At 41.5% G+C, this 21,195-nt stretch carries 21 protein-coding genes; 7 read left to right on the top strand and 14 right to left on the bottom strand.

Annotated features, from left to right (window positions below; translation table 11 throughout):
- Positions 1 to 155 precede the first annotated feature (155 nt).
- The 8 genes from P8610_RS05965 to P8610_RS06000 all read right to left on the bottom strand — a co-directional run bounded on the left by P8610_RS05965 (position 156) and on the right by P8610_RS06000 (position 8,085).
- A complete protein-coding gene (locus P8610_RS05965; protein WP_394603526.1) occupies positions 156 to 605 on the bottom strand; it encodes a GNAT family N-acetyltransferase in 450 nt (149 codons plus the stop codon).
- 108 nt (positions 606 to 713) lie between these two features.
- The gene (locus P8610_RS05970) at positions 714 to 1,967 is read right to left on the bottom strand and encodes an L-lactate MFS transporter (RefSeq protein WP_394603527.1); all 1,254 of its coding nucleotides are present in this window, start codon (positions 1,965 to 1,967) and stop codon (positions 714 to 716) included.
- 246 nt (positions 1,968 to 2,213) lie between these two features.
- Entirely contained in the window at positions 2,214 to 2,552 is a 339-nt protein-coding gene (locus P8610_RS05975; RefSeq protein ID WP_394603528.1) for an RNA polymerase sigma factor, read from the bottom strand.
- A gap of 144 nt (positions 2,553 to 2,696) precedes the next feature.
- Positions 2,697 to 2,945 carry a hypothetical protein gene (locus P8610_RS05980; protein WP_394603529.1) on the bottom strand — a complete coding sequence of 83 codons (249 nt, stop codon included), beginning with the start codon at positions 2,943 to 2,945 and terminating at the stop codon, positions 2,697 to 2,699.
- A gap of 233 nt (positions 2,946 to 3,178) precedes the next feature.
- Positions 3,179 to 4,252, bottom strand: a complete 1,074-nt coding sequence (locus tag P8610_RS05985; RefSeq protein ID WP_394603530.1) for an NAD(P)H-dependent flavin oxidoreductase — start codon at positions 4,250 to 4,252, stop codon at positions 3,179 to 3,181.
- Between the two features lie 84 nt (positions 4,253 to 4,336).
- Positions 4,337 to 5,608, bottom strand: coding sequence for a C4-dicarboxylate transporter DctP (gene dctP / locus P8610_RS05990; RefSeq protein ID WP_394603531.1), 1,272 nt, complete (start codon positions 5,606 to 5,608; stop codon positions 4,337 to 4,339).
- A gap of 202 nt (positions 5,609 to 5,810) precedes the next feature.
- A complete protein-coding gene (locus P8610_RS05995) occupies positions 5,811 to 6,494 on the bottom strand; it encodes a response regulator (RefSeq protein ID WP_394603532.1) in 684 nt (227 codons plus the stop codon).
- Positions 6,487 to 8,085, bottom strand: a complete 1,599-nt coding sequence (locus P8610_RS06000) for an ATP-binding protein (protein WP_394603533.1) — start codon at positions 8,083 to 8,085, stop codon at positions 6,487 to 6,489. Before P8610_RS06000 ends, P8610_RS05995 begins: the two co-directional genes overlap by 8 nt.
- Positions 8,086 to 8,184: 99 nt before the next feature.
- Between P8610_RS06000 and P8610_RS06005 the strand changes: the two genes are divergently transcribed.
- Positions 8,185 to 9,246 (top strand): DctP family TRAP transporter solute-binding subunit, encoded by a 1,062-nt coding sequence (locus tag P8610_RS06005; RefSeq protein WP_394603610.1) that lies wholly within the window; start codon positions 8,185 to 8,187, stop codon positions 9,244 to 9,246.
- 24 nt (positions 9,247 to 9,270) lie between these two features.
- Here P8610_RS06005 and P8610_RS06010 read toward each other — a convergent pair whose 3' ends face one another.
- Entirely contained in the window at positions 9,271 to 9,456 is a 186-nt protein-coding gene (locus tag P8610_RS06010; RefSeq protein WP_394603534.1) for a cysteine-rich CWC family protein, read from the bottom strand.
- Positions 9,449 to 9,793 (bottom strand): winged helix-turn-helix transcriptional regulator, encoded by a 345-nt coding sequence (locus P8610_RS06015; RefSeq protein ID WP_394603535.1) that lies wholly within the window; start codon positions 9,791 to 9,793, stop codon positions 9,449 to 9,451. Before P8610_RS06015 ends, P8610_RS06010 begins: the two co-directional genes overlap by 8 nt.
- A gap of 115 nt (positions 9,794 to 9,908) precedes the next feature.
- Between P8610_RS06015 and P8610_RS06020 the strand changes: the two genes are divergently transcribed.
- Together P8610_RS06020 and P8610_RS06025 are read left to right on the top strand one after the other, a co-directional pair.
- Positions 9,909 to 10,460 (top strand): GNAT family N-acetyltransferase, encoded by a 552-nt coding sequence (locus P8610_RS06020; protein WP_394603536.1) that lies wholly within the window; start codon positions 9,909 to 9,911, stop codon positions 10,458 to 10,460.
- Positions 10,461 to 10,652: 192 nt separating this feature from the next.
- The gene (locus P8610_RS06025; protein ID WP_394603538.1) at positions 10,653 to 11,831 is read left to right on the top strand and encodes an endonuclease; all 1,179 of its coding nucleotides are present in this window, start codon (positions 10,653 to 10,655) and stop codon (positions 11,829 to 11,831) included.
- Between the two features lie 349 nt (positions 11,832 to 12,180).
- On the opposite strand, the gene mraY is transcribed toward P8610_RS06025, so the two are convergent.
- On the bottom strand, positions 12,181 to 13,131 hold the full coding sequence (gene mraY / locus P8610_RS06030; RefSeq protein ID WP_394603539.1) for a phospho-N-acetylmuramoyl-pentapeptide-transferase: 951 nt from the start codon (positions 13,129 to 13,131) through the stop codon (positions 12,181 to 12,183).
- Between the two features lie 230 nt (positions 13,132 to 13,361).
- Here mraY and P8610_RS06035 point away from each other — a divergent pair, with 230 nt between their 5' ends.
- Positions 13,362 to 15,023: a serine hydrolase domain-containing protein gene (locus P8610_RS06035; RefSeq protein ID WP_394603540.1), complete on the top strand. Its 1,662-nt coding sequence runs from the start codon at positions 13,362 to 13,364 to the stop codon at positions 15,021 to 15,023.
- Positions 15,024 to 15,109: 86 nt separating this feature from the next.
- Complete coding sequence (locus P8610_RS06040) at positions 15,110 to 15,478, top strand: VOC family protein (protein ID WP_394603541.1); 369 nt, start codon at positions 15,110 to 15,112, stop codon at positions 15,476 to 15,478.
- Positions 15,479 to 15,566: 88 nt separating this feature from the next.
- Here P8610_RS06040 and P8610_RS06045 read toward each other — a convergent pair whose 3' ends face one another.
- The 3 genes from P8610_RS06045 to P8610_RS06055 all read right to left on the bottom strand — a co-directional run bounded on the left by P8610_RS06045 (position 15,567) and on the right by P8610_RS06055 (position 17,378).
- Positions 15,567 to 16,022, bottom strand: a complete 456-nt coding sequence (locus tag P8610_RS06045; protein ID WP_394603542.1) for a GNAT family N-acetyltransferase — start codon at positions 16,020 to 16,022, stop codon at positions 15,567 to 15,569.
- A 198-nt stretch (positions 16,023 to 16,220) separates the two neighbouring features.
- Positions 16,221 to 17,015 (bottom strand): formate dehydrogenase accessory sulfurtransferase FdhD, encoded by a 795-nt coding sequence (fdhD, locus tag P8610_RS06050; protein ID WP_394603543.1) that lies wholly within the window; start codon positions 17,013 to 17,015, stop codon positions 16,221 to 16,223.
- 18 nt (positions 17,016 to 17,033) lie between these two features.
- Entirely contained in the window at positions 17,034 to 17,378 is a 345-nt protein-coding gene (locus P8610_RS06055) for a DUF2294 domain-containing protein (RefSeq protein WP_289497675.1), read from the bottom strand.
- A 346-nt stretch (positions 17,379 to 17,724) separates the two neighbouring features.
- Here P8610_RS06055 and fdhF point away from each other — a divergent pair, with 346 nt between their 5' ends.
- Both fdhF and P8610_RS06065 read left to right on the top strand, forming a co-directional pair.
- Positions 17,725 to 20,652, top strand: coding sequence for a formate dehydrogenase subunit alpha (gene fdhF, locus P8610_RS06060; protein WP_394603611.1), 2,928 nt, complete (start codon positions 17,725 to 17,727; stop codon positions 20,650 to 20,652).
- A gap of 15 nt (positions 20,653 to 20,667) precedes the next feature.
- Positions 20,668 to 21,147, top strand: coding sequence for a DUF1641 domain-containing protein (locus tag P8610_RS06065; protein WP_394603544.1), 480 nt, complete (start codon positions 20,668 to 20,670; stop codon positions 21,145 to 21,147).
- Positions 21,148 to 21,195 lie beyond the last annotated feature (48 nt).

Consider the following 21,195-nt stretch of genomic DNA (forward strand, 5'->3'; position numbering starts at 1 on the left):
GGATGAAACCAAACAAAAAGAACTCCATTCATAAAATGAAGTCCTATCATTTACATATATCTCTTGTACTCAACATTAATTATTCGAAGAGCAATAGTAGAAACTTGAGGGTAACATAAGATTTCAGAAGTTTTCGTCAAATCATTAAATATGCTTTAAACCTCTAACACAACAGCCATCTCTTTTCCGAATCGGTCTCCGTTATCGACAAATCCTAAACTTCTATACAACTCGTGAGCCCCTGTATTTTCAGGGTGATATCCAACAACAATTCTTTTCGCTTGCAGCTTCGTTTTCATTTCATCAATCATTAACTGTGCAGCCGTTTTTCCAATACCTTTATGCTGGTGGTTCTTATCGATCATAATGCGGTAAATCCAATAGCCATCGAGCTCTTCTTCCACTGTATTAAACATAAGAAATCCTACTGTTTCACCACCATAACGGATGCTATAAGGCTTTAAGTTCGGCGCGAATTTTGATTGTGCGATTGAAACAGCATTAGGTTCAATATGACTCGCTTGATTTTCTTCAACTTCTAATGAACAGCATTCGTACCAATTTTCTGCGTTTAGTTCTGTGATTTCTACAGATTTGTTTGTCATGTTTTCCCCTTGGAATGTATTTTTGTTCCAGTATCAATTTTACCATAAATCAATAAAAAACAGCGCCTTTCCGTTAATGAAGACACTGCATTTTTATCTCATAAAAAGTTACGCCACTGACTTTTCTTGTTTCGCTTCAAGCCGTTTCATATCAAAGCGGACTAAAATTGAGACGACAAGAGCGACAACAAACAGGCCTGAGAAGAACGTTAAGCTGTTTGCGTAAGAACCCGTAGTGTCTTTAATCCAAGCAGCGAAAAGTGGACCTGCAAGACCTGCTGCTGCCCAAGCCGTTAAGATGTAACCATGAATCGCACCAACTTGTTTCGTTCCAAACAAATCGCCGATAAAGGCTGGGATAGAGGCAAATCCTCCTCCATAGCACGTGTAAACGACCGCTAGCATCACTTGGAAAAGAATCGATGATGATGTTTGCGGCAATAAGAAAAATAGAGCAATCTGCAATACAAAAAACGTTGTGTATGTGTTAGGCCGTCCGATATAATCGGATACTGATGCCCAGCCGATACGTCCAAAACCGTTAAACAAACCTAATACCCCAACAAGAGCTGCAGCTTCGGCCGTTGTTAGCCCGATACTTTCTTCTGCAAGTGGTTTTGCTGCAGAAAGAATAGCAATACCGCACGTTACGTTGATAAATAACATGATCCACAGATAATAGAAACGTCTTGTTTTTACGGCTTCGTTTGCCGTAAGCTGTGAAAGATCTTTCTTTATTTTCACCTTGCCGCTTTCTACGTTCTCTTTGAATCCAGCCGGCAGCCAGCCTTCTTCTGGTTTTTCTAAATAAAGTGACGATAATGTCATGACTGCAAAATAAGCAATACCTAGAATAAAGAACGTGTTTGCTACTCCAACAGATTTAATCAATGCATCCATGATCGGAGAACTGATTGCTGCTGCGAACCCAAACCCCATGATAGCAAGTCCAGTCGCTAAACCGCGTCGATCAGGGAACCATTTTATAAGTGTGGAAACGGGAGCGATATATCCAACACCAAGACCAATACCGCCGAGCACTCCATAAAATATGTACAGCATCGTTAAGGAGCCTATGTTGACTGCTATTCCTGAACCCGCGATACCAAGTCCAAAGAAAATGGCTGCGAGCAATCCTGCTTTTCTTGGCCCATGTTTTTCAACAAAGTGACCTAGAAAGGCGGCCGATAAACCTAAGAATAAAATCGCAATACTGAACGTCATCTGTACTTGTGAAGCGGACCAGCCGAACTTTTCAATCAATGGATTCGTGAAGTTGCTCCATGCATACACAGAACCGATGGAAATATGAATTCCAACCGCTGATAACGCAATGAGCCAGCGATTCTTTGTCTTTCTCATCCGTACATCCCCCTAAAAAGTTAATAATGTTAAACTTTCATGAAACTTACCCTAATGCAAACCAAATAAAAAGACAACATCCAAAAGTACTTATTCATTAAATAAGTCCTTTAAGAATGTTGCCTAAAATCTCTACATACTCGTGCAGAGAGTTCATTCACCATTAATATTGAAATAGAAAATGTGCAGATCATGCATGTTTTCCATTTATCCTATTGGCATTAGTTGTAAGCGATATTAATGTTATCAGATGGTTGCATTATTCGCAATATAATTTTTAGACTTTTTAGACAATAATTTTGTGATGTGTAATTCTTCTCGATTAACACACTTTAATTTACAAAGTTTTATTAGATAGCTAGATAGAAAACTATCCTTCGATTTCTCATAATGAAAGGGATTCTCCCAAAGCTCACGAAAAACTTCGCATAAAACTTGCTCAGCAGCTCGCTTATCCCCTGTAATCCGAAAGGCAACCTGAAAAAGTAATGTGCTGTATGAATGGACCATTTGCTTTAAGGCTTCGGGATCTTTTTTCAATAATTGTTCTAATACATTTCCCTCAATGTCTCTTCTTATTTTCATAACAGCATCACCCTTTATCCTAGATTAATTTTACAGTACCCCTATAAGACGTATGTTAAACACTTGTATAATATTTGTTTATGTAATTACCCTTTGTTGTATAACAAAAGGCAATGCCGATTAACAGCACTGCCTTACATTTGCTTACTTTGTTAGTTTGTTTTCTATAGAATATTTAATACCTGCGACCGTGCCTATCCCTAGCAGCGCATATTTTAATCCGACCAATGTAGCTTCTGGTGTTGCACCGCCTGCTTCCCAAAAGGCGTACAGAACACCGAGCACGACTGCCACTATGGGGATATACTGATTTGAAAATCTTTCTGTCTGACGAATCGCATATAAAACCACAGCTAAACCAACGTACGGCGCAAAATCGGTCATAAAATCCATGATTTCCACCCCAGTCCTTAAATTTTGTAGGCTTATACAAAACTTATTCTGAAATGGATGAATAAAGACCAGATCTGTCTCCGTTTGGCTTAACTCTAAAGAATGAATACAAAAGTTTATCTGTTGAATCCACATGAATCGCATTTCATTCCACGAGATTGGTGCACATATCCAGAAGTTTTATTGAAATATCCATAAGTCTACAAATTCAGACATAATCGACATCGCTAAGTTTATGTTTGATTTAATTTCAATGCCCCATTCCTGAGCGCACCATCAAATTCTTCCACAAGACTTTCCACCAACTCACCTGCTGATAGCACTTGAGCTAACGTCGATGCCTGCCCCGCCCACATGGAGATCATCTCTTTATTTCCTTGCCGACCAGCTTCTTTTCTAATATCAGAAGTTAAAACGTGCTGGATGGGATACGGCGGCAATACATCACCATGATCCTCCAACTCTAGCATTATCTCATTCTTAAACCCTCTCGCACTTTTGCCTGAAAAAGCTTTCGTAATCTTAGTATCTGTGTCAAAACTCGCTAAAACAGCTTGTCTATGAATCTCGTTCGCACCGCTTTCCTTTACAGTTAAAAATGCTGTACCGAGTTGAACGGCGGATGCACCTAACGTCAGTCCTGCTGCCATTCCCCTGCCATCCATAATGCCACCAGCGGCAACTACTGGACATCTCACCGCATCAACAACTTGCGGAACCAATGCCAGAGTCCCAATCAATGCTTCATTTTTCACATCTAAAAATGTCCCTCTGTGACCACCCGCTTCACTTCCTTGCGCGACGATTACATCCACCCCACACGATTCCAGCACGACCGCCTCTTTTACTGTTGTTGCAGTCGCAATCACGGTAATGCCTGACGTGTGAAGCTGATCTACTAAACTCTTTTGTGGTGCATCAAACGTAAAACTAACAATCTTAACACCAGATGCCACTACTACTTCTAGTTGTTTTTCAAAGAGATCCTTTATTTTTGGGACTGTGTTCACTTCTGGAATTCCAAGTCTCGACCGGTATTTATTCAGATGTTGCTGCATCTTTAAAATAGATTCCTCATCCATTTCGTAACTCTGTGGAAGAAACAAATTTACTGCAAAAGGTGCCTCTGTTAACTGCTGAATATCACGAATGGCTTCACTTATTTGTTGAGGAGTCATGTATCCAGCACCGAGCGTTCCTAGGGCACCCGCCTCACTGACTGCCGCGACTAATTTCGGTGTCGTCGGCCCGCCTGCCATACCAGCCTGTATGATCGGATACTTGATATTGAGCATTTTACAAATCATACGTCATCTCCTTCCACCTACATTTTTCTAAATCATATCAAAAAGAAAGAGCTTTAGTCTGTTCTGACCAAAGCTCGTTTTGTGTTAGACCGCAATCTTTCTGTTTTCGTACATTTCCTGAATTGCTTCTTCACTTTTACCCTCATCAAATTCATTCTCACTTTTTGAAACAACGATTGTAGCGATTCCGTTACCGATCAAGTTTACAATCGCACGGGCTTCACTCATAAAACGGTCAACTCCCAATAGCAGCGCCAATCCTTCAACTGGAATAACCTGCATGGCTGTTAATGTTGAAGCGAGGACTATGAATCCGCCACCTGTAACAGCTGCAGCTCCTTTGGATGTTAGCATCAATACAGCAATAATCGTTAGCTGCTGCGTCAAACTCAAGTCAATGCCGAAAACTTGTGCTAAGAATACAACCGCCATCGAAAGGTAAATCGATGTTCCATCTAAGTTGAATGAATATCCTGTTGGAATAACAAGACCAACAACTGACTTCGAGCAGCCGAACTTTTCCATCTTATTCATCATTCGTGGCAGCACAGACTCTGAAGAGCTTGTACCTAAAACGATTAAAAGCTCATCTTTTATAAACTTCAAATACTTCCAAAGACTAAAGCCGTACATCTTACAGATCAAGTTCAATACGATGAAAACGAAGAAAAACATCGTCGTATACACAGCGACCATCAATTTACCGAGCGGGACAAGTGACTCAAGGCCATAGTTTCCAATTGTAAATGCCATTGCACCGAATGCGCCTAGTGGAGCAGCTTTCATGATGTAACCGACGATTTTGAAGAAGACGTTAAGCAGTTTATCGAAAAACTCAATGATGATTTTTCCTTTATCACCAAGCGCCGTTAAACCTACTCCAAAAAGAATGGAGAAGAACAGAACTTGCAGAATATCACCTTTTGCGAACGCATCAACCATATTGCTCGGAACGATGTGAGTCACAAATTCAATCCAGTCAATCTTTCCGCCTTCTTCAGACGTGTATTGTGATACATCCCCTTTTTCAAGCTTATCAAAGTCTAAGCCAGCTCCTGGTTTTAACACGTTAACAACAACTAGACCAATAACAAGAGCAAGCGTTGTGACGATCTCAAAGTAAATAAATGCTTTTCCTCCGACCTTACCTACTTTTTTCATATCACCCATTTTTGCAATACCGAGTACGATCGTTAAGAAAATGATCGGTGCGATAACCATCTTAACAGCGTTAATAAATGTATCTCCTACAGGTTTCATCTGTTTGCCGACTTCCGGCCAGATGAGTCCAACAAGCACACCAACTGCAATTGCGGTTAATACCTGAAACGTTAAGTTCTTAAATATCCTTTTCATTATTCTTCTCCTTTCGAATTCGAAAATGAACTTAAATTGTATGGGGTCTGACCCGGGGTCAGACCCCATACAATTCCCACACAATTTACACACAGCTCACACATAAAAAAAGCGTTATCATTTGTAAAGTAATGATAACGCTTTCATACTATTGTTAGAATATTACGAACTTATTGGACGTTTTGGTCTTTTTGGTCTCGAGCTATTTTTTAAGCAGATACCGGTTGACTGGCCTGCCTATTGTCCCGTATTGAATGTCCATAGTGATGCTTCCGTTCTTCACCAAATAATCCAGGTATCTTCGTGCAGTGACTCGTGCGATTCCGATTCCCTCAGCTACTTCCTCTGCCGATTTCTCTTCCGTTTGATTTTGTAAAAAGCTCTGAATTTGTTTTAAAGTAAGTTCATTTAGTCCTTTGGGAAGATCGACGGAAGCCTTCAGCTGCTGTTGTTCAGAAAAGAAAAGATCGTCTAAATCTTTTTGTGTAACCGAGCCTGATGGTGAAATGGTTGAATGATAAGCTCGGTATTTTTCCAAAGCCTTATGGATACGCTCATAATTAAACGGTTTGATGATGTAGTCGAATGCACCGTTTTGCAGCATTGACCGTATCGTTTGAAGATCATTGGCAGCTGTAATCACAATCACGTCAACTTGGATTTTTTCCATTCTGATCTGTTGCAATGTTTCAACCCCGTCTTGTTCAGGCATGTAAATATCTAGCATGACAAGATCTGGTTTCTTCTTCTTAATTTGCTTAAGACCTTCTGTTCCGTTAGATGCTGTAGCTATCACTTTGAACCCTTTTACTTTTTCTATGAATGCCTTGTTGATTTCCTGTACCATCGGATCGTCTTCAATCAACAGAACCGTAATCTCACTCATCATCTTCACCCCTGTCATTCATCGGAAATGTAATAACAAAGCTTGTCCCTTGGTTCTTATGAGACGTGACTTCGATCTCCCCTTTTCCTTTTTCCACAATCTGATGAATCAAATACAAACCGATGCCGGATCCGTGTTTCCCTTTTGTCGTATATCCTCTTTCAAAGATATGATTTTGAACTTCTTCACTCATTCCGCTGCCGTTGTCTTCAACAAGAATGGCACAAATCTCTGAGTCTTGCGCAATGGAAACATCAATTCTTGCATCGTCCATTCCTTTTAAAGCATCATAAGCGTTCTCGATTAAATTCCCTAAAATCATCACAAAGTCATGCTGATCAAGCTGGTCAGGAAATTGTTCAAGCCGACTCCCGCTGTCGATTACTACTTTGATGCCAAGTTCTTTCCCACGACCGACTTTACTTAATAAAAGCCCTGCCAAACTTTCATTCTTAATACGCTGATTGAGAAAACGAGTAAGAGAACCTTTTTCTTCTGATATTTGAAAAACATACTGCATCGCTTTTTTTATTTTACCAAGCTGTAAAAGTCCAGCAATCGTATGTAGCTTGTTCATATGCTCGTGGTTCTGTACACGCAAAGCTTCTACAAACGCCTTTACCCCCGTTAGTTCCTCTGCCATTTTCGCCACTTCCGTTCTGTCTTGGAAAATAGCCACTGCCCCAACAATTTGGTTTTGTACTTTAATCGGCACTCGGTTACTCATTATAATTTTCCCGCTGACCCGTATTTCCTGATTGTACACAGGACGGCTAAGTTCAATAATTTCAGGCAGACGAGTATCTGGTATGACCTCTCGAATTGGTCTTCCTACCACATCTCCTGTTACGGAAAAAATACTTTTCGCTTTCTCATTAAAAATTGAGATCTGTTCCTGATTATCAATCGCAATAACACCTTCATGCATAGAGTTGAAGGTAGCCGTTCGCTCCTCAAGCATCCTAACGATTTCGTGAGGTTCTAAATAAAACATCTGCTGTTTTAAGTGACGTGCTAGCAAGTATGAGCCGATCACCCCGAATGAAAGGACGAGTAATAAGATAAGAGTCATCTCATCCATAAGGTCATGCACGACTTCATTAAAACCGGGTATAACATGACCCACTGTTACGACGCCGATCTGTTCCAAGTTATCATTTTTTATTGGAACAAATGCCCTGACGGCTGTCCCCATCTCACCCTTCGCTTTTGATATAAACGTATGATCAGCAAATGCTGCTCCTTCGTCATTGCCATCCGACTTCGTGCCAAGCATGTCCTTCACCGGATGGGAATAACGAACATGGTCCATATTCATCGCCACTATATAGTCAGCTTCGTTAATGACGCGTATTTTTTCAACAGCTGGCTCTATTTCGTTCCAGCCTTCTTTTTTCTGTATGTATTGTTTCACTTCTGGAAGCTGTGCTATCGTTCGGGCAGTAATCATCGCCCGCTTGCCAAGCTCTTCTTCCTGTATGTCGAGGATTTTTCCGATAATGACGATTCCGCCAATCATAATGGCATAAAATACGATGCCAAATGTGAGTATCATGATTTTTGTCCGTATTGGTAATCGTTTCATCGTCATCTTCAGACTTACCTCCTCGCATACCTTTTGTCCCTATTGTATCATTCCAACTTCAATATGTTAGACTATTAAAAAAGTGTCGGATATGGGGTATGGATGATGAAAGCCTTTATGGGGATTGTGCTCATACTGCTCGCCGGATTGGGAGCATCTGTCTGGATCGGGTTTCATACGAAATTGTCAGAAGGAAAGCTTCCCTATGACGATGATCAAAAAGGCATAAGTGAACAAGTGGTAATTAAGTTCAGTCATGTCGTGGCTGAAAATACCCCAAAAGGCCTTGCCGCACAGCGGTTTGCCCAACGAGTAAACGAAAAATCAGCCGGCAAGATCAAGATAGAAGTTATACCAAATGGCGGTCTTTATTCAGACCAAGAAGAGCTTGAAGCGCTGCAGCGTGGTGATGTTCAGATGATCGCTCCAGCAACAACAAAGCTAAGTTCTTTTTCTTCCAAGTGGCAAGTGCTTGACCTTCCTTATATGATGCCAACGCGAGATAGCATTATCGAAGCTTTAAACGGAGAAATTGGTGAGACTTTGCTTGGATCTTTAGAAGAGAGAAACATGAAAGGTCTAGCATTATGGACAAATGGTTTTAAACAGATCACTACCAATGATGGCCCTATCGTTCAACCTTCTGATTTAAAAGGACAACGTCTAAGGATCATGCCAAGTCCAGTTCTTGAAAGACAATTCGAGTTAGTAGGTGCCAAAGCAATAGGACTCGATTTTAATGAAACATATCGATTGTTGGAATCAAGAGAATTGAACGGTGAAGAAAACACTATCTCAAACATTTATTCTAAAAAGTTTTTTGACGTTCAAAGTGACCTCACCATCAGTAATCATGGATTTCTAGGATATGCAGTTATCATGAATGAAGACTTCTGGACAAAACTTACGAATGATCAGCAAACCATTATCTCAGAAGCTCTAGATGAAACAACACGCTGGAATCAAACACAGTCATTTGAAATGAACGATGAACAGCTTTCTTTGATTGAAGATAACTCTTCTATTGACATTCATTACCTGACAAATGAAGAAAAGCGAGAGTGGGCAAAGCGGTGGCAGCCCCTATATCGGGAATTTGAAGAGGAGATCGGAAAAGAGTTATTGTCAAAAATGATTAAATTACGGAATAACAACAAAGATTTTTAATAGAGAACAAGGGACGCTTCTTTATCAGAAGCGTCCCTTTTCATACCATTCATCCACACATGTTTGGCAAATGCATGTGTTGCTTTCTGGAGCAGCTTTCTCAAGAAGTTGTGGAGCGATGGTGACGTTCATACACCAGCATGTTTCAGGTTTGTTGCCGTGTGCAATCGCGCAATTGTTCGTTTCATTACACAGAGGACATTCAGACATCGTTTTTCACCTTCCCTTGCATTCTCTTCCCCCATCTTGCCAATGATTCTAGGGATGGAATCAAATCCTCTCCAGCTTTTGTTAAAGAATATTCCACTCGTGGCGGAATCTCCATGTACTGTTTACGAACGACAAGCCCCTGATTTTCCATTTCTTTTAATGATTGAGACAATACCATGTTAGTAATACCCTCAACATGTCGTTTCAGTTCGTTATAGCGCAGCGTTTTATTTTTCCACAAAGCCCATATGATCGGAAGTCTCCATTTGCTCCCGATTAAGGTAAGTGCGAATGTTAACGGACAATCTTCTTTCCTCTTGTATCCTGTATCATTCATCTCGAAACTCCTTTAATCAGTTTTTACTGACTTAGTAAGAAATTACTGCATACTTGTTTTCTCTTTTCTATGTAATAAAATTATAGCGTAATTAACTATTCGAATTCCAAGGAGGGTGAAAAAAATAAATTTAAAATATGAGATTCTTCCTGATCATGACATGGAGCTTTGTCGAGACCTCTGCAATGAACTAATGGTTTACCAAAAATCAAAAGCCAGCATAACTCCTGAACTCTTTGACACGATGAGCTTTGAAACACGCATGGTTCCTTCTGTATATAAGGCCCTACATAACTTTATTGTGGTTGTAAAAGATGGTGATGAAATTGTGGGTTATGTTTATTCAAACATCTCACCTAAAGAAGTATACTCGAATGAGTTTGCTACCTTTTTTGATATGAATTCAGTTGATAAAGAAGTGGTCGGCTGTCTGTCTCAGTTTTATATCAAGAAAGAATACAGACAATATGGAGTTGGATCTACCCTCTTTAACATGTCTATGAATTGGCTGCGTGAATTTGTAGATGTAGAAGATTACTTTATCTATGTTTCGAATGGAAATGATGATGCATTGGAGTTTTATAAACGTAAAGGGTTTTCAGTTAGCCATGAAATATTGGGTGGTTTCATTACGGTTTTACGCAGTAAAAAAGTAATTCAAAGTTAATTCTTTTTTATATTTTGGGCATATCTAACTGTTTTTGCGCCTTCATTAGTTCCTCCCTTTGTAGCTAGTTTTGTAGTTTTACATATCTGTAAAATGAAGTTAATAAAAAGATTGTACAATAAAACCTGTTTCACCAGGATTTAGTAGTTTGTGCTGCAAGGGATAAAAAATAAAATAATGGAGGCGTTGATGATGAAAAGGCACCGGAACAAGAATTTTCTATCGCTTTTTTCAGTTGTGATTGCTCTTGTCGTAAGTTCTTTAGCATTCATCCCCACTCTTCAGGCTGCCGGTGACGGTACCTGGTCGAGTCCGTATTCTGTTTCTCAAAGCATTTCCAATCAAAACAATTCTTTAAAGACCGTACAGGGTTATGTCGTGGGACAACCAACTGCAACAACAACGGTTGTCACGAGCAATTATCCTAGCGATTATGCACTGGCTTTAGCTGACAGTGCATCTGAAACAAACACGGCAAACATGGTCTATGTTCAGATTCCTACTGCATTCCGTTCACAATTCGGATTAAAAACCAACCCTAGTTTAAAAGGACAATCTATTAAGGTAACAGGCTATCTATCTTCCTACTTTTCACACCCTGGTTTAAAAGATCCAACGGCTATGGAAAAGACATCGGGTACTACACCAACTGACCCGCCTACTGATCCAACCGATCCGCCTGCATACGATGAGTCCTATTATGATTCAGCTCAAGGGAAAACGGGTGCCGCACTAAAGACCGCTCTTCATAACATCATTGACGACCACACAGAGCTTTCGTATTCTGCCGTTTGGGAAGCGTTAAAAGTAACCGATCAAGACCCTAACAACAGCAATAACGTCATTTTGCTCTATACTGGCCGTTCACAAAGCAAAACAACAAACGGCGGCAACGTAAACGATTGGAACCGTGAGCACGTGTGGGCAAAATCTCACGGTGATTTTGGAACGACAATGGGTCCTGGCACTGACATTCATCACCTTCGCCCAACCGATGTGAGTGTAAACAGTTCCCGCGGGAATCTAGATTTTGATAACGGCGGTACACAGCACTCTGAAGCACTAGGAAACTACTATGACAGTGATTCATGGGAACCTCGTGATGCGGTAAAAGGTGACGTGGCGCGTATGCTGTTTTACATGGCGGTTCGCTATGAAGGAGACAGCGGTGAGCCTCAGCTTGAACTCAACAACAACGTGAATAACGGAACCGCTCCTTATCACGGAAAAATGTCTGTATTGCTGCAATGGCACCAGCAAGATCCCGTTGATAACCGGGAGCGCAACCGAAATAACATCATTTATGAACAATTCCAGCATAACCGCAATCCATTCATCGACCACCCAGAATGGGCTGAGGAGATTTGGTAGGAATGTGTTAGGAAGGCTCACTTCGGTGGGCTTTTTTTGGTGTTTAGTAAGTTGATAAGATGCGAGATGCGGTTGGGGGTGGAGGTATCTAGCTGGTTATTTTTATCGAATTGTGTCGACTCGCTGATATATGTTAAAAACTCGCCGAATTATGGGTAAAACTTGCGGAAATAACTCCTAAATTTCAGGGATTAATCCGAAAATTTCTTGAATTAACAGTATATATACCCCGCCCTGTATATGTGATAAAGAGCCGTGTCTCTACTGCATCTACATATAGATTAGAAATCCTCCCCAAAAACACACACTAACTAAAAAAAGAATGACACATCAAATTGTGTCACTCTCACTACATAAATACCTCGTAATACATTAAACAAATGCCGCATGCTGCCCAAGAAATCATGGCGAATACCGTTACGATCATGTTTTCCGACCATCCGTACTTGATGCCATAATGATAATGAATGGGTGTAAAACGGAACAGCTTTTTTTTCGTTCGTTTAAAATATGCCACTTGAATGATGACGGATAGCTGTTCTGCGAGATAGATGATAAATAGAATTGGAATTAAGATCTCTACGTTTTCGATGATGGCAAGAAATGATAAGGTTCCTCCAATAGCGAGTGATCCCGTGTCACCCATGAACGCTTTTGCCGGATACAAGTTATAGATTAAGAATCCTAAAATGGTCGCAATCATCACCAAGCAGAAAACTTTTACTTCTGTATAATCGCTAATGACAAAGAAAAAGAAATACGTAGGAATAGCGACCATCCCTAACAGCCCGTCCATTCCATCGGTAAAATTGATCGCGTTTGCTGTTCCGACGATAAACAATGTGATTAAAATAAAATAAATGAAATAAGGAAGAACAATGTTCAATGATTCCGTCACCCGGATACTTGTATCAATGTTGAAAAGATCGATGCCGACATATAAAAGTAGAATGGTGAACGCGAACTGAAATTTAAGTTTCGTCTTTCCTGAAACCCCGCCTGGGTCTTGTTTAGAAGCTTTCCAAAAATCATCGAGAAAACCTATAAAACTAAACAGGATGAACGTTCCCACAAGAAAAAGCATAACAGGACTTGTCGTGTAATAAAGCGCGACAAAAATCCCTACAAAAAACACACTTCCAGCCATTAAAGGGGTTCCCTTTTTTTCCTGATGATCTGCGGGAAGTTCCACTCGAATGGGCTGCGTGAGTTTCAATTTTTTTAATGTGAAAATTAACAGAGGTGCTAGTGTAACAGTTAACAAAAACGTGATAAATGCAGGGGTTAGCTGTAAATACACGACTGTAGTCTCCTCTCTTGTTTATCCACTGTAAGTATTCGATAAAAGGTGAAATCTTCCTTTATTAAATTGTTTGGGGTCTGACCCCGGGTCAGACCCCAAACAACTTAAAAACAATTCTGACAATTTAATAGGTCCTTGTGCTGTGGGACTTCCGAGTGATAGACACCTTTTCCATGGATTGCTACTGTTGTAAAGTGTAAGAATTTTCAGAATAAGGAGACTAACATATGAAAGGAAAACGCGTTTTAGTTTGTACCATGCTAAGCACAGCCATGCTTTTATCCAGTATAACGCCAGTCATTTTTGCTGAAGGTTCTTCAAAAGAAAACCATGTGCGGCCAGGTGATTGGAACCGCCCTGTTCCCTCTTCAGCAGTTCTTCATCCCGGCACTCCTGAAAGCGCTTCATTAAAAAGAGAGCCGCTTAAACAGATTGATGATTTCATCTTACAAGAGATGGAAAAACGCACGATGCCTGGTGCTGTTGTACTCGTTGCGCGCAGCGGGAGTATTGCAAAACATGATGCATATGGCTTCTCAGCTCGTTACACCGATGACAAATTTACCGAGATGGACAACCCTGTTGAAATGAAGAAGGATACGATCTTTGACATCGCATCCATCTCCAAACTCTTTACCACCACCGCCGCAATGCAGCTGTATGAACAAGGAATGTTTGAATTAGATGATCCTGTAGGCAAGTACATTCCAGAGTTCAACGAGAATGGAAAAGAAAATGTAACGATTAGACAGATCATGACGCACACTTCTGGCTTTGTCGCTTGGATTCCGCTATATAATATGGGAACGAATCGTGAAGATCGCCTGCAGATCGCACTTAAGTACAAACTCAATAAACAGCCTGGTACAACATATACATACAGTGACCTTAACTTAATCACACTTGGCGTTTTAGTTGAACGTCTCACTGGACAGCGTCTTGATGAGTATGTAAAAGAAAACATTACAGAACCACTTGGGATGAATGACACCATGTACAATCCTCCTGCTGAGCTTCGTGAACGTGTCGCAGCAACAGAGTATCAGCCAAACATTGGCCGCGGCATGGTTTGGGGAAGCGTTCACGATGAAAATGCCTGGAGTCTCGATGGGGTTGCTGGACACGCTGGCGTTTTTTCAACCGCTCGTGATCTCGCAGTTTTCGGCCACATGATTCTACAAAAAGGGAAATATGGCGGCACGGAAATACTAAAGCCAGAAACCGTTCGCTTATTAACAGAAAATCAGCTTCCTCAGTTCCCAAGCAACTCCCACGGACTTGGCTGGGAATTAAATCAGGGTTGGTATATGGATTCTCTTGGAAATGAAGAAACACTCGGTCACACCGGATATACCGGTACGTCTATGGTCGTGTCACCGAAAAATCAAACCATTGTTCTGACGTTAACGAACCGCGTCCACCCTTCTCGCGCCACGGTCTCCATGAACCCGATCCGCCGAAAAGTCGCACAGCTGACTGGTGATGCAATCTCTGTACCAATGGAGCGAAAAGATAGCGCATGGTTCGCTGGATACGGTGACAATTTGAAGAAAAGTTTAACGTTTGCTGTAGGTGAAGAGCAACGTGCGCTTCATTTTAATAACTGGTTCAGCATCGAGGATGCTAGTGATAAAGGACTTCTTCAGGTTTCTAGTGATGGCGTAACGTGGACGACTCTGCCAGACACTTTTACCGGAAAAGAAGAAAGCTGGACTCATGAGAAAGTAGAATTGCCTGAAGGAACTAAGTTAGTTCGATTCCTCTATCAAACCGATGCATCTGTAAACGGCAGAGGCTGGTATGTGGATGATGTATATGGCACAGATTCTAGCGGTGAGATGAAACCGTTAGCCGTAGAAGAAAACCAATGGGAGGCACGCAGCTGGTAGTCTTTTATTAATTCTAATGGTCTTTTAGAAGGTTTTTACGGGTTTATAGAGAATGAACGGGTAAGAAACATTTGGAGGAATTTTAGATGAATCAGCCACTTATTCAAGAAATGCATTATTTTAGAATGCCCGTTACAGATCTCCAAGAATCTGTTAAATGGTACACCGAACATTTAGGATTTCAATTAAAACATCGTAACGAGAACTTGGCCGTTGTAGAATTACAATCAGGTCCTCTATTAATCTTAGTAAAAGCAGACCAAAACTCTCGAGGACATTTTACGGTAAACGGACAGAGTGAATTTTCTGTGGCATTTACCACTTCTGACATCCGACAGCTTCACTCCTCTTTCAAAGAACAAGGAATACAGGTCGATGAGATGAAGGAAGACAATGGCCATCTCTATTTTCACTTTTTTGATCCTAGCGGAAACAAACTTCAAGTACATAATTAGGAAGCAGAAGAGCAGTTCTTTAGAAAAAGAACTGCCTTCTGTGCCTAGTTTTTGTCTCTTTCGGCTTGTTGTAACCCGCAATCATAACCTATTCTTGCTTTTCCATGAATAAAAAGACAGTTTCTTCCCTATCTAACTTTTGAGTTTTATAACCCTTATAGCCTAACTTCTCATAAAAAGAGATGTTTTTCGTACTTTTACTGCCGGTAAACAATTCATAGCGACAATGAGCAAACATAAGCTCTACTTCTTTCATTAACTTTTTTCCAATCCCTCTATTTTGGAAATCTGGATGGACCATTAATCTTCCTATATAACAAATTCCTTCGTTTTCATACGCCCTCACTGAACCGACAATTTTTCCGTGATACATGTATTTTAAAATAATATTGTGTTTAAATGCTTTTTCTACATCCCCAACAGATTGTTTAAGTGGTTCTATCTCGTAATTATCATACAATTCGGCTTCACTTATATAAGCTAATCTTTGCAACGAGTGGATTTCAGAAGCATCTGAAACATTGGCTTTAGTAATAGACTCCATGTGTTTAGCTCCTAACTTAGTTAAAATAAATCAGCTAAATTGGATAATTCTTCATAAATACCATATTCCCTTTAAAAGTGTGAACTACGAAATAAACTTTTTAAAATGCAAAAAAACAGCCCTGAGATTACAGAACTGCTCTTCTCTTTATATTCTGTTACCTCTAAGACTAACCATCGATATTGCACAACAGCAGCTTCAATCCGTAATAATCCTCTCAGGCCGCGTATACACATTCATAGAATCACCGCGGATAAACCCAACCGTCGTAATTCCGAGCTCTTCTGCCGATTGCAGTGCAAATTCCGTTGGAGCGGATTTTGACAGCACGATCTCACAGCCGATTTTCGCTACCTTCAACAAAATCTCCGACGATATTCGACCGCTAAACACAATAATCTTGTTCCCTATGAAAATATCATTTTTTAAACAGTATCCGTATATTTTATCAAGCGCATTATGCCGACCGATGTCCATCCGGCTCAGCACGATTCCGTTCACATCACAAAGTGCTGCGTTATGTACACCGCCTGTTTCTTGAAAAACACCTGCTCCATTCTGCATCTCTCGCATCAATCGAAAACAATCCTGAGGTGTTACCTTAACTCGGACTTCATTCATCGATTTTGCCGTCAGTGCGTCATTCGCGAACACAAATCCTTGTCGGCTCATTCCGCAACATGACGTTATGTATCTTTTATTCTGCAGATTTTGAAAGAGTGGATTCAGCCGATCGGTCGTCACATGTACATAGCTTCCGTCTTCTTGCACCCATATGTCTTTAATATCTTTATAGTTTCGAATGATGCCTTCTGATGCGAGGTAACCAACCACCATGTCCTCAATGTATTCCGGGCTGCACACCATCGTTACGAACTCTTCTCCATTGATCTTAATGGTTACCGGAAGTTCGGTTACGATTGTATCTTCCGCACTGGCACTCTCCCCATTTTTAAACTGCAGAATTTTACGCTTTGTTACAACAGGCTTCATGATGAGATCACCTCCACTCTATGCAATCGGTTTATCAAATACAAACACGGAAACGGCCATGTCTTCATCCACTTTAAAGTCAGAGAACAGATGAACAAACTTTGCTCCTGTTACATCTTCTAACCCATCTGGCGGTGCTTTTGCGTAAACGTCTTGAATGAGGCGTGTTCTTGCAGCATGCACCATTTCTTTGCCCTCTGCCGTTCTGGCAATAAACTTTTCAGTCGGTGTCAAATTCCCGTACATGGTTGAGATCGCCATGTTTTCTACAAAGACTGTATGAATTTTTTCAGGTCCTTTTCCTAACAGATTCTTTCGCAGTTTGCGGATAATATCATTGAAGTCATGCACTTTCTTAGACATTTGAATCATCACCACAGTTTCTCCATTTTTTACTAATCATACATGATGCACTTCCTTTTCGCACGTGATTAAAATCGAATGCAAGTTTACAAGTCTTATTGTTCTTTCACATTGTAAACGCTATAATAAGAAGAGAAAAGTTGGAAGAAATCTAGTTGTTGCTGTTTTTCTTCTCTCTTACCGAATTAAATAATTTGATGGATTGGCAAAATAGTCAGCTTTAACATGCTCTGCTATTCAACTATTCCACCATGAACTCGCATTTTCTGTACGTGTATAGAATTTGTGCTTTCGTGGTGGATTTTTTTTATATCTTCAAACGAAAGGAAGATTCAATATGGATAAAATGATTTCAATTTCAATAGACGGAAAAACGTACGAAGCCCCGTCTGGTACGTCTATTCTTGATATCATCAATAAAAACGAACTCCCTCATCCTCAAATCTGCTATACACCACAAGTAGATCCGATTGAAACGTGTGATACGTGTATCGTTGAGGTGGATGGCAAGCTGATGCGTTCTTGTTCTACGATGGCACTCGATGGCATGAGTATTGAACGAGCATCAACACGAGCGAAAGATGCGCAAAATCAGGCGATGGATCGGCTGCTCGAAAACCATCTTCTCTATTGCACGGTGTGCGATAACAACAACGGTAATTGTAAGCTGCACAACACAGCTGAGCTGATGGAGATCGAGCATCAAGCGGTTCCTTACTCGCCAAAAGAAGAGCCGGTTGATATTGACATGTCTCACCCGTTTTATAGATATGATGCAAATCAATGTATCACATGCGGTCAGTGTGTGGAGGTGTGTCAAAATTTGCAGGTGAACGAGACGCTCTCGATCGACTGGGAACGAGAACGCCCTCGTGTGATCTGGGATGCTGGATCGAGTATCGACGATTCCTCATGTGTCAGCTGCGGACAGTGTGTGACGGTTTGTCCGTGTAACGCCCTGATGGAAAAATCGATGCTTGGTGAAGCTGGGTTTATGACGGGATTAAAAGAAGATCTGCTTGAGCCGATGGTTGAACTTGTAAAAGAAGTCGAACCTGGCTATAGTGGTATTTTTGCTATCTCTGAAGTGGAAGCGGCCATGCGTGAAACACGTACGAAAAAGACAAAGACCGTTTGTACATTCTGTGGTGTTGGCTGTTCGTTCGAAGTATGGACAAAAGGCAGAAAGATTTTAAAAGTGGAACCAAGTGAAGGTCCTGTAAACGCAATCTCCACTTGTGTAAAAGGAAAGTTCGGCTGGGATTTTGTAAATAGCGAAGAGCGACTCACTACCCCGCTCATTCGAAAAGACGGCGTGTTTGTGGAATCCACTTGGGACGAAGCGTTAAATGTAATCGCTGATAAGATGACATCGATAAAAGAAAAGCACGGCAGCAACGCACTTGGTTTTGTTTCTTCATCTAAAATTACAAACGAAGAAAACTATTTGATGCAAAAGTTTGCCCGTCAGATCATTGGAACGAACAACGTGGACAACTGCTCCCGTTATTGCCAGTCTCCTGCAACGGATGGATTGTTCCGCACGGTTGGTATGGGTGGTGATGCTGGTACGATTCAAGATATCGCACAAGCAGGCCTCGTGATCGTAGTTGGTGCGAACCCGACAGAAGGTCATCCCGTTCTAGCCACTCGCGTGAAGCGTGCGCATAAGCTTCATGGACAAAAGTTAATCGTAGCTGATCTTCGCAAACACGAACTTGCTGAACGCTCTGATATTTTCATGAGTCCGAAGCAAGGAACAGATCAAGTTTGGCTTATGGCCGTTACGAAGTATATGATCGATCAAGGCTGGCATGATCAGAAATTTATTGAAGAGAACGTTCATTACTTAGAAGAGTTTAAAGACGTACTCGAGAAATATACGTTAGAATATGCCGAGGAAATTACAGGTCTATCGCAAGAAACGATCATTGATGTTGCGAAAATGATTCGTGATGCAGACGGCACATGTGTCCTCTGGGGTATGGGTGTTACGCAAAACACCGGTGGAAGTGATACGTCTGCTGCAATCTCAAACTTGTTATTAGCAACAGGTAACTATCGCCGTCCTGGTGCTGGCGCTTATCCGCTACGTGGCCACAACAACGTTCAAGGCGCATGTGACATGGGTACCCTTCCCGCTTGGCTGCCAGGTTATCAGCATATAACCGATGATGTTGCTCGTGCTAAGTTTGAAAAAGCGTATGGCGTTACGATTGAAAGCAAACCTGGTAAGGACAACATTCAAATGGTCGAAGGAATCGGTACTGGCGAGATCAAATCGATGTACTTGGTCGGTGAAGATATGGCCTTAGTGGATTCCAACTCCAACCACGTTCATGAAATGCTGAGCCAGCTTGAATTCTTTGTCGTTCAAGACATTTTCTTAACAAAAACAGCACAATACGCAGATGTCGTATTACCTGCAGCTCCTTCTCTTGAAAAAGAAGGAACGTTCACGAATACAGAACGCCGCGTTCAACGCTTGTATCAAGCACTGCCAACAACAGGCGGATCGCGTCCGGACTGGGAAATCATCCAGGCCATCGCAATCAGAATGGGTGCTGATTGGAACTACAGCCATCCAAGTGAAATTTTTGAAGAGATGGCAGGGCTTGCTCCACTTTTTGGTGAAGCAAACTATGACGTGCTAGAAGGCTGGGGCAGCTTCCTATGGGGTGATTTTAGCGGAAAGAGTACGCCGCTTCTTTACACAGAAGGCTTTAACTTCCCTGATAAAAAGGCGCGTTTCGCATTATCTGACTGGATGCATCCAGCTGAGTTTCCGGAAGAGTTCGATCTTCATATCAACAACGGACGTATGCTCGAACATTTTCATGAAGGAAACTTAACGAACAAATCAAAAGGGATCCAGCACAAGGTTCCAGATGTGTTTGTTGAAGTATCACCTGCTCTTGCAGAAGAACGCGGTGTGATCGACGGATCGGTTGTTCGATTGATTTCTCCATTTGGTGCTGTGAAGCTAAACGCACTCGTTACCGATCGTGTGAAAAACAACGAGCTGTATCTGCCGATGAACTCGGTAAACAACGAGACTGCCATTAACTTTTTAACGGGTCCTGCGGTCGATCACCGAACACATACACCCGCTTATAAGCAGACGAAAGTACGTATGGAGATCATCAGCCGTGAAGGTGAAGTGAAGCTTCCTGGCAACAATCCGAGAAATAAAAAACGTTATCCGCAGAACGGTGTAGAAGTTCAGCGAAAATGGAACCGTCCAGGCTATGTTCACCTGACGGATGAAGTGTAAGGGGGCGGATTTCATATGGCACAACCAACGACCGTTGTAAAAAAGAACGTCAAATCCGAGGAGCAGATCCAGCAGGAAAAGCTTGCCGAACTGCAAAAAGCGTTGGCAGAAAAAGATGCTGCGCTCACAAAGGCGCTCGATTTTATTGGGGAGCTTGATAAGATCGGCGCATTGGAAGCTGCCAACTCCATGCTTGTAGCAAAAGACAAGATTGCGAGTATCGCACTCGGCCAAGCAACCCGGGAACCCGTGACGAACATGATCAACAACCTGATGGGTGCTGCAGGCGTACTGACTAAGATGGATCCTGAAGTGACAGGGAAGCTGCTTGATAGTGTCGTTGCCGGGGTGAAATCAGGGGAAGATTTTGTGGAGAGCGATAAGAAAGTCGGCGCGTTCGATCTTGTGAAGTCGCTTAAAGACCCTGATATTAACCGCGCGATTGGCTTTGGTCTTCACTTTTTGAAAGGCATGGGGCAAGAATTGAAGAAGTAATCATGAGAGAAGGTGACGCTCCGGGTGGGGCGTCACCTTTTATTATAA

This window comes from Fictibacillus sp. UD, from assembly GCF_043558025.1.
Lineage (GTDB): Bacteria > Bacillota > Bacilli > Bacillales > Fictibacillaceae > Fictibacillus.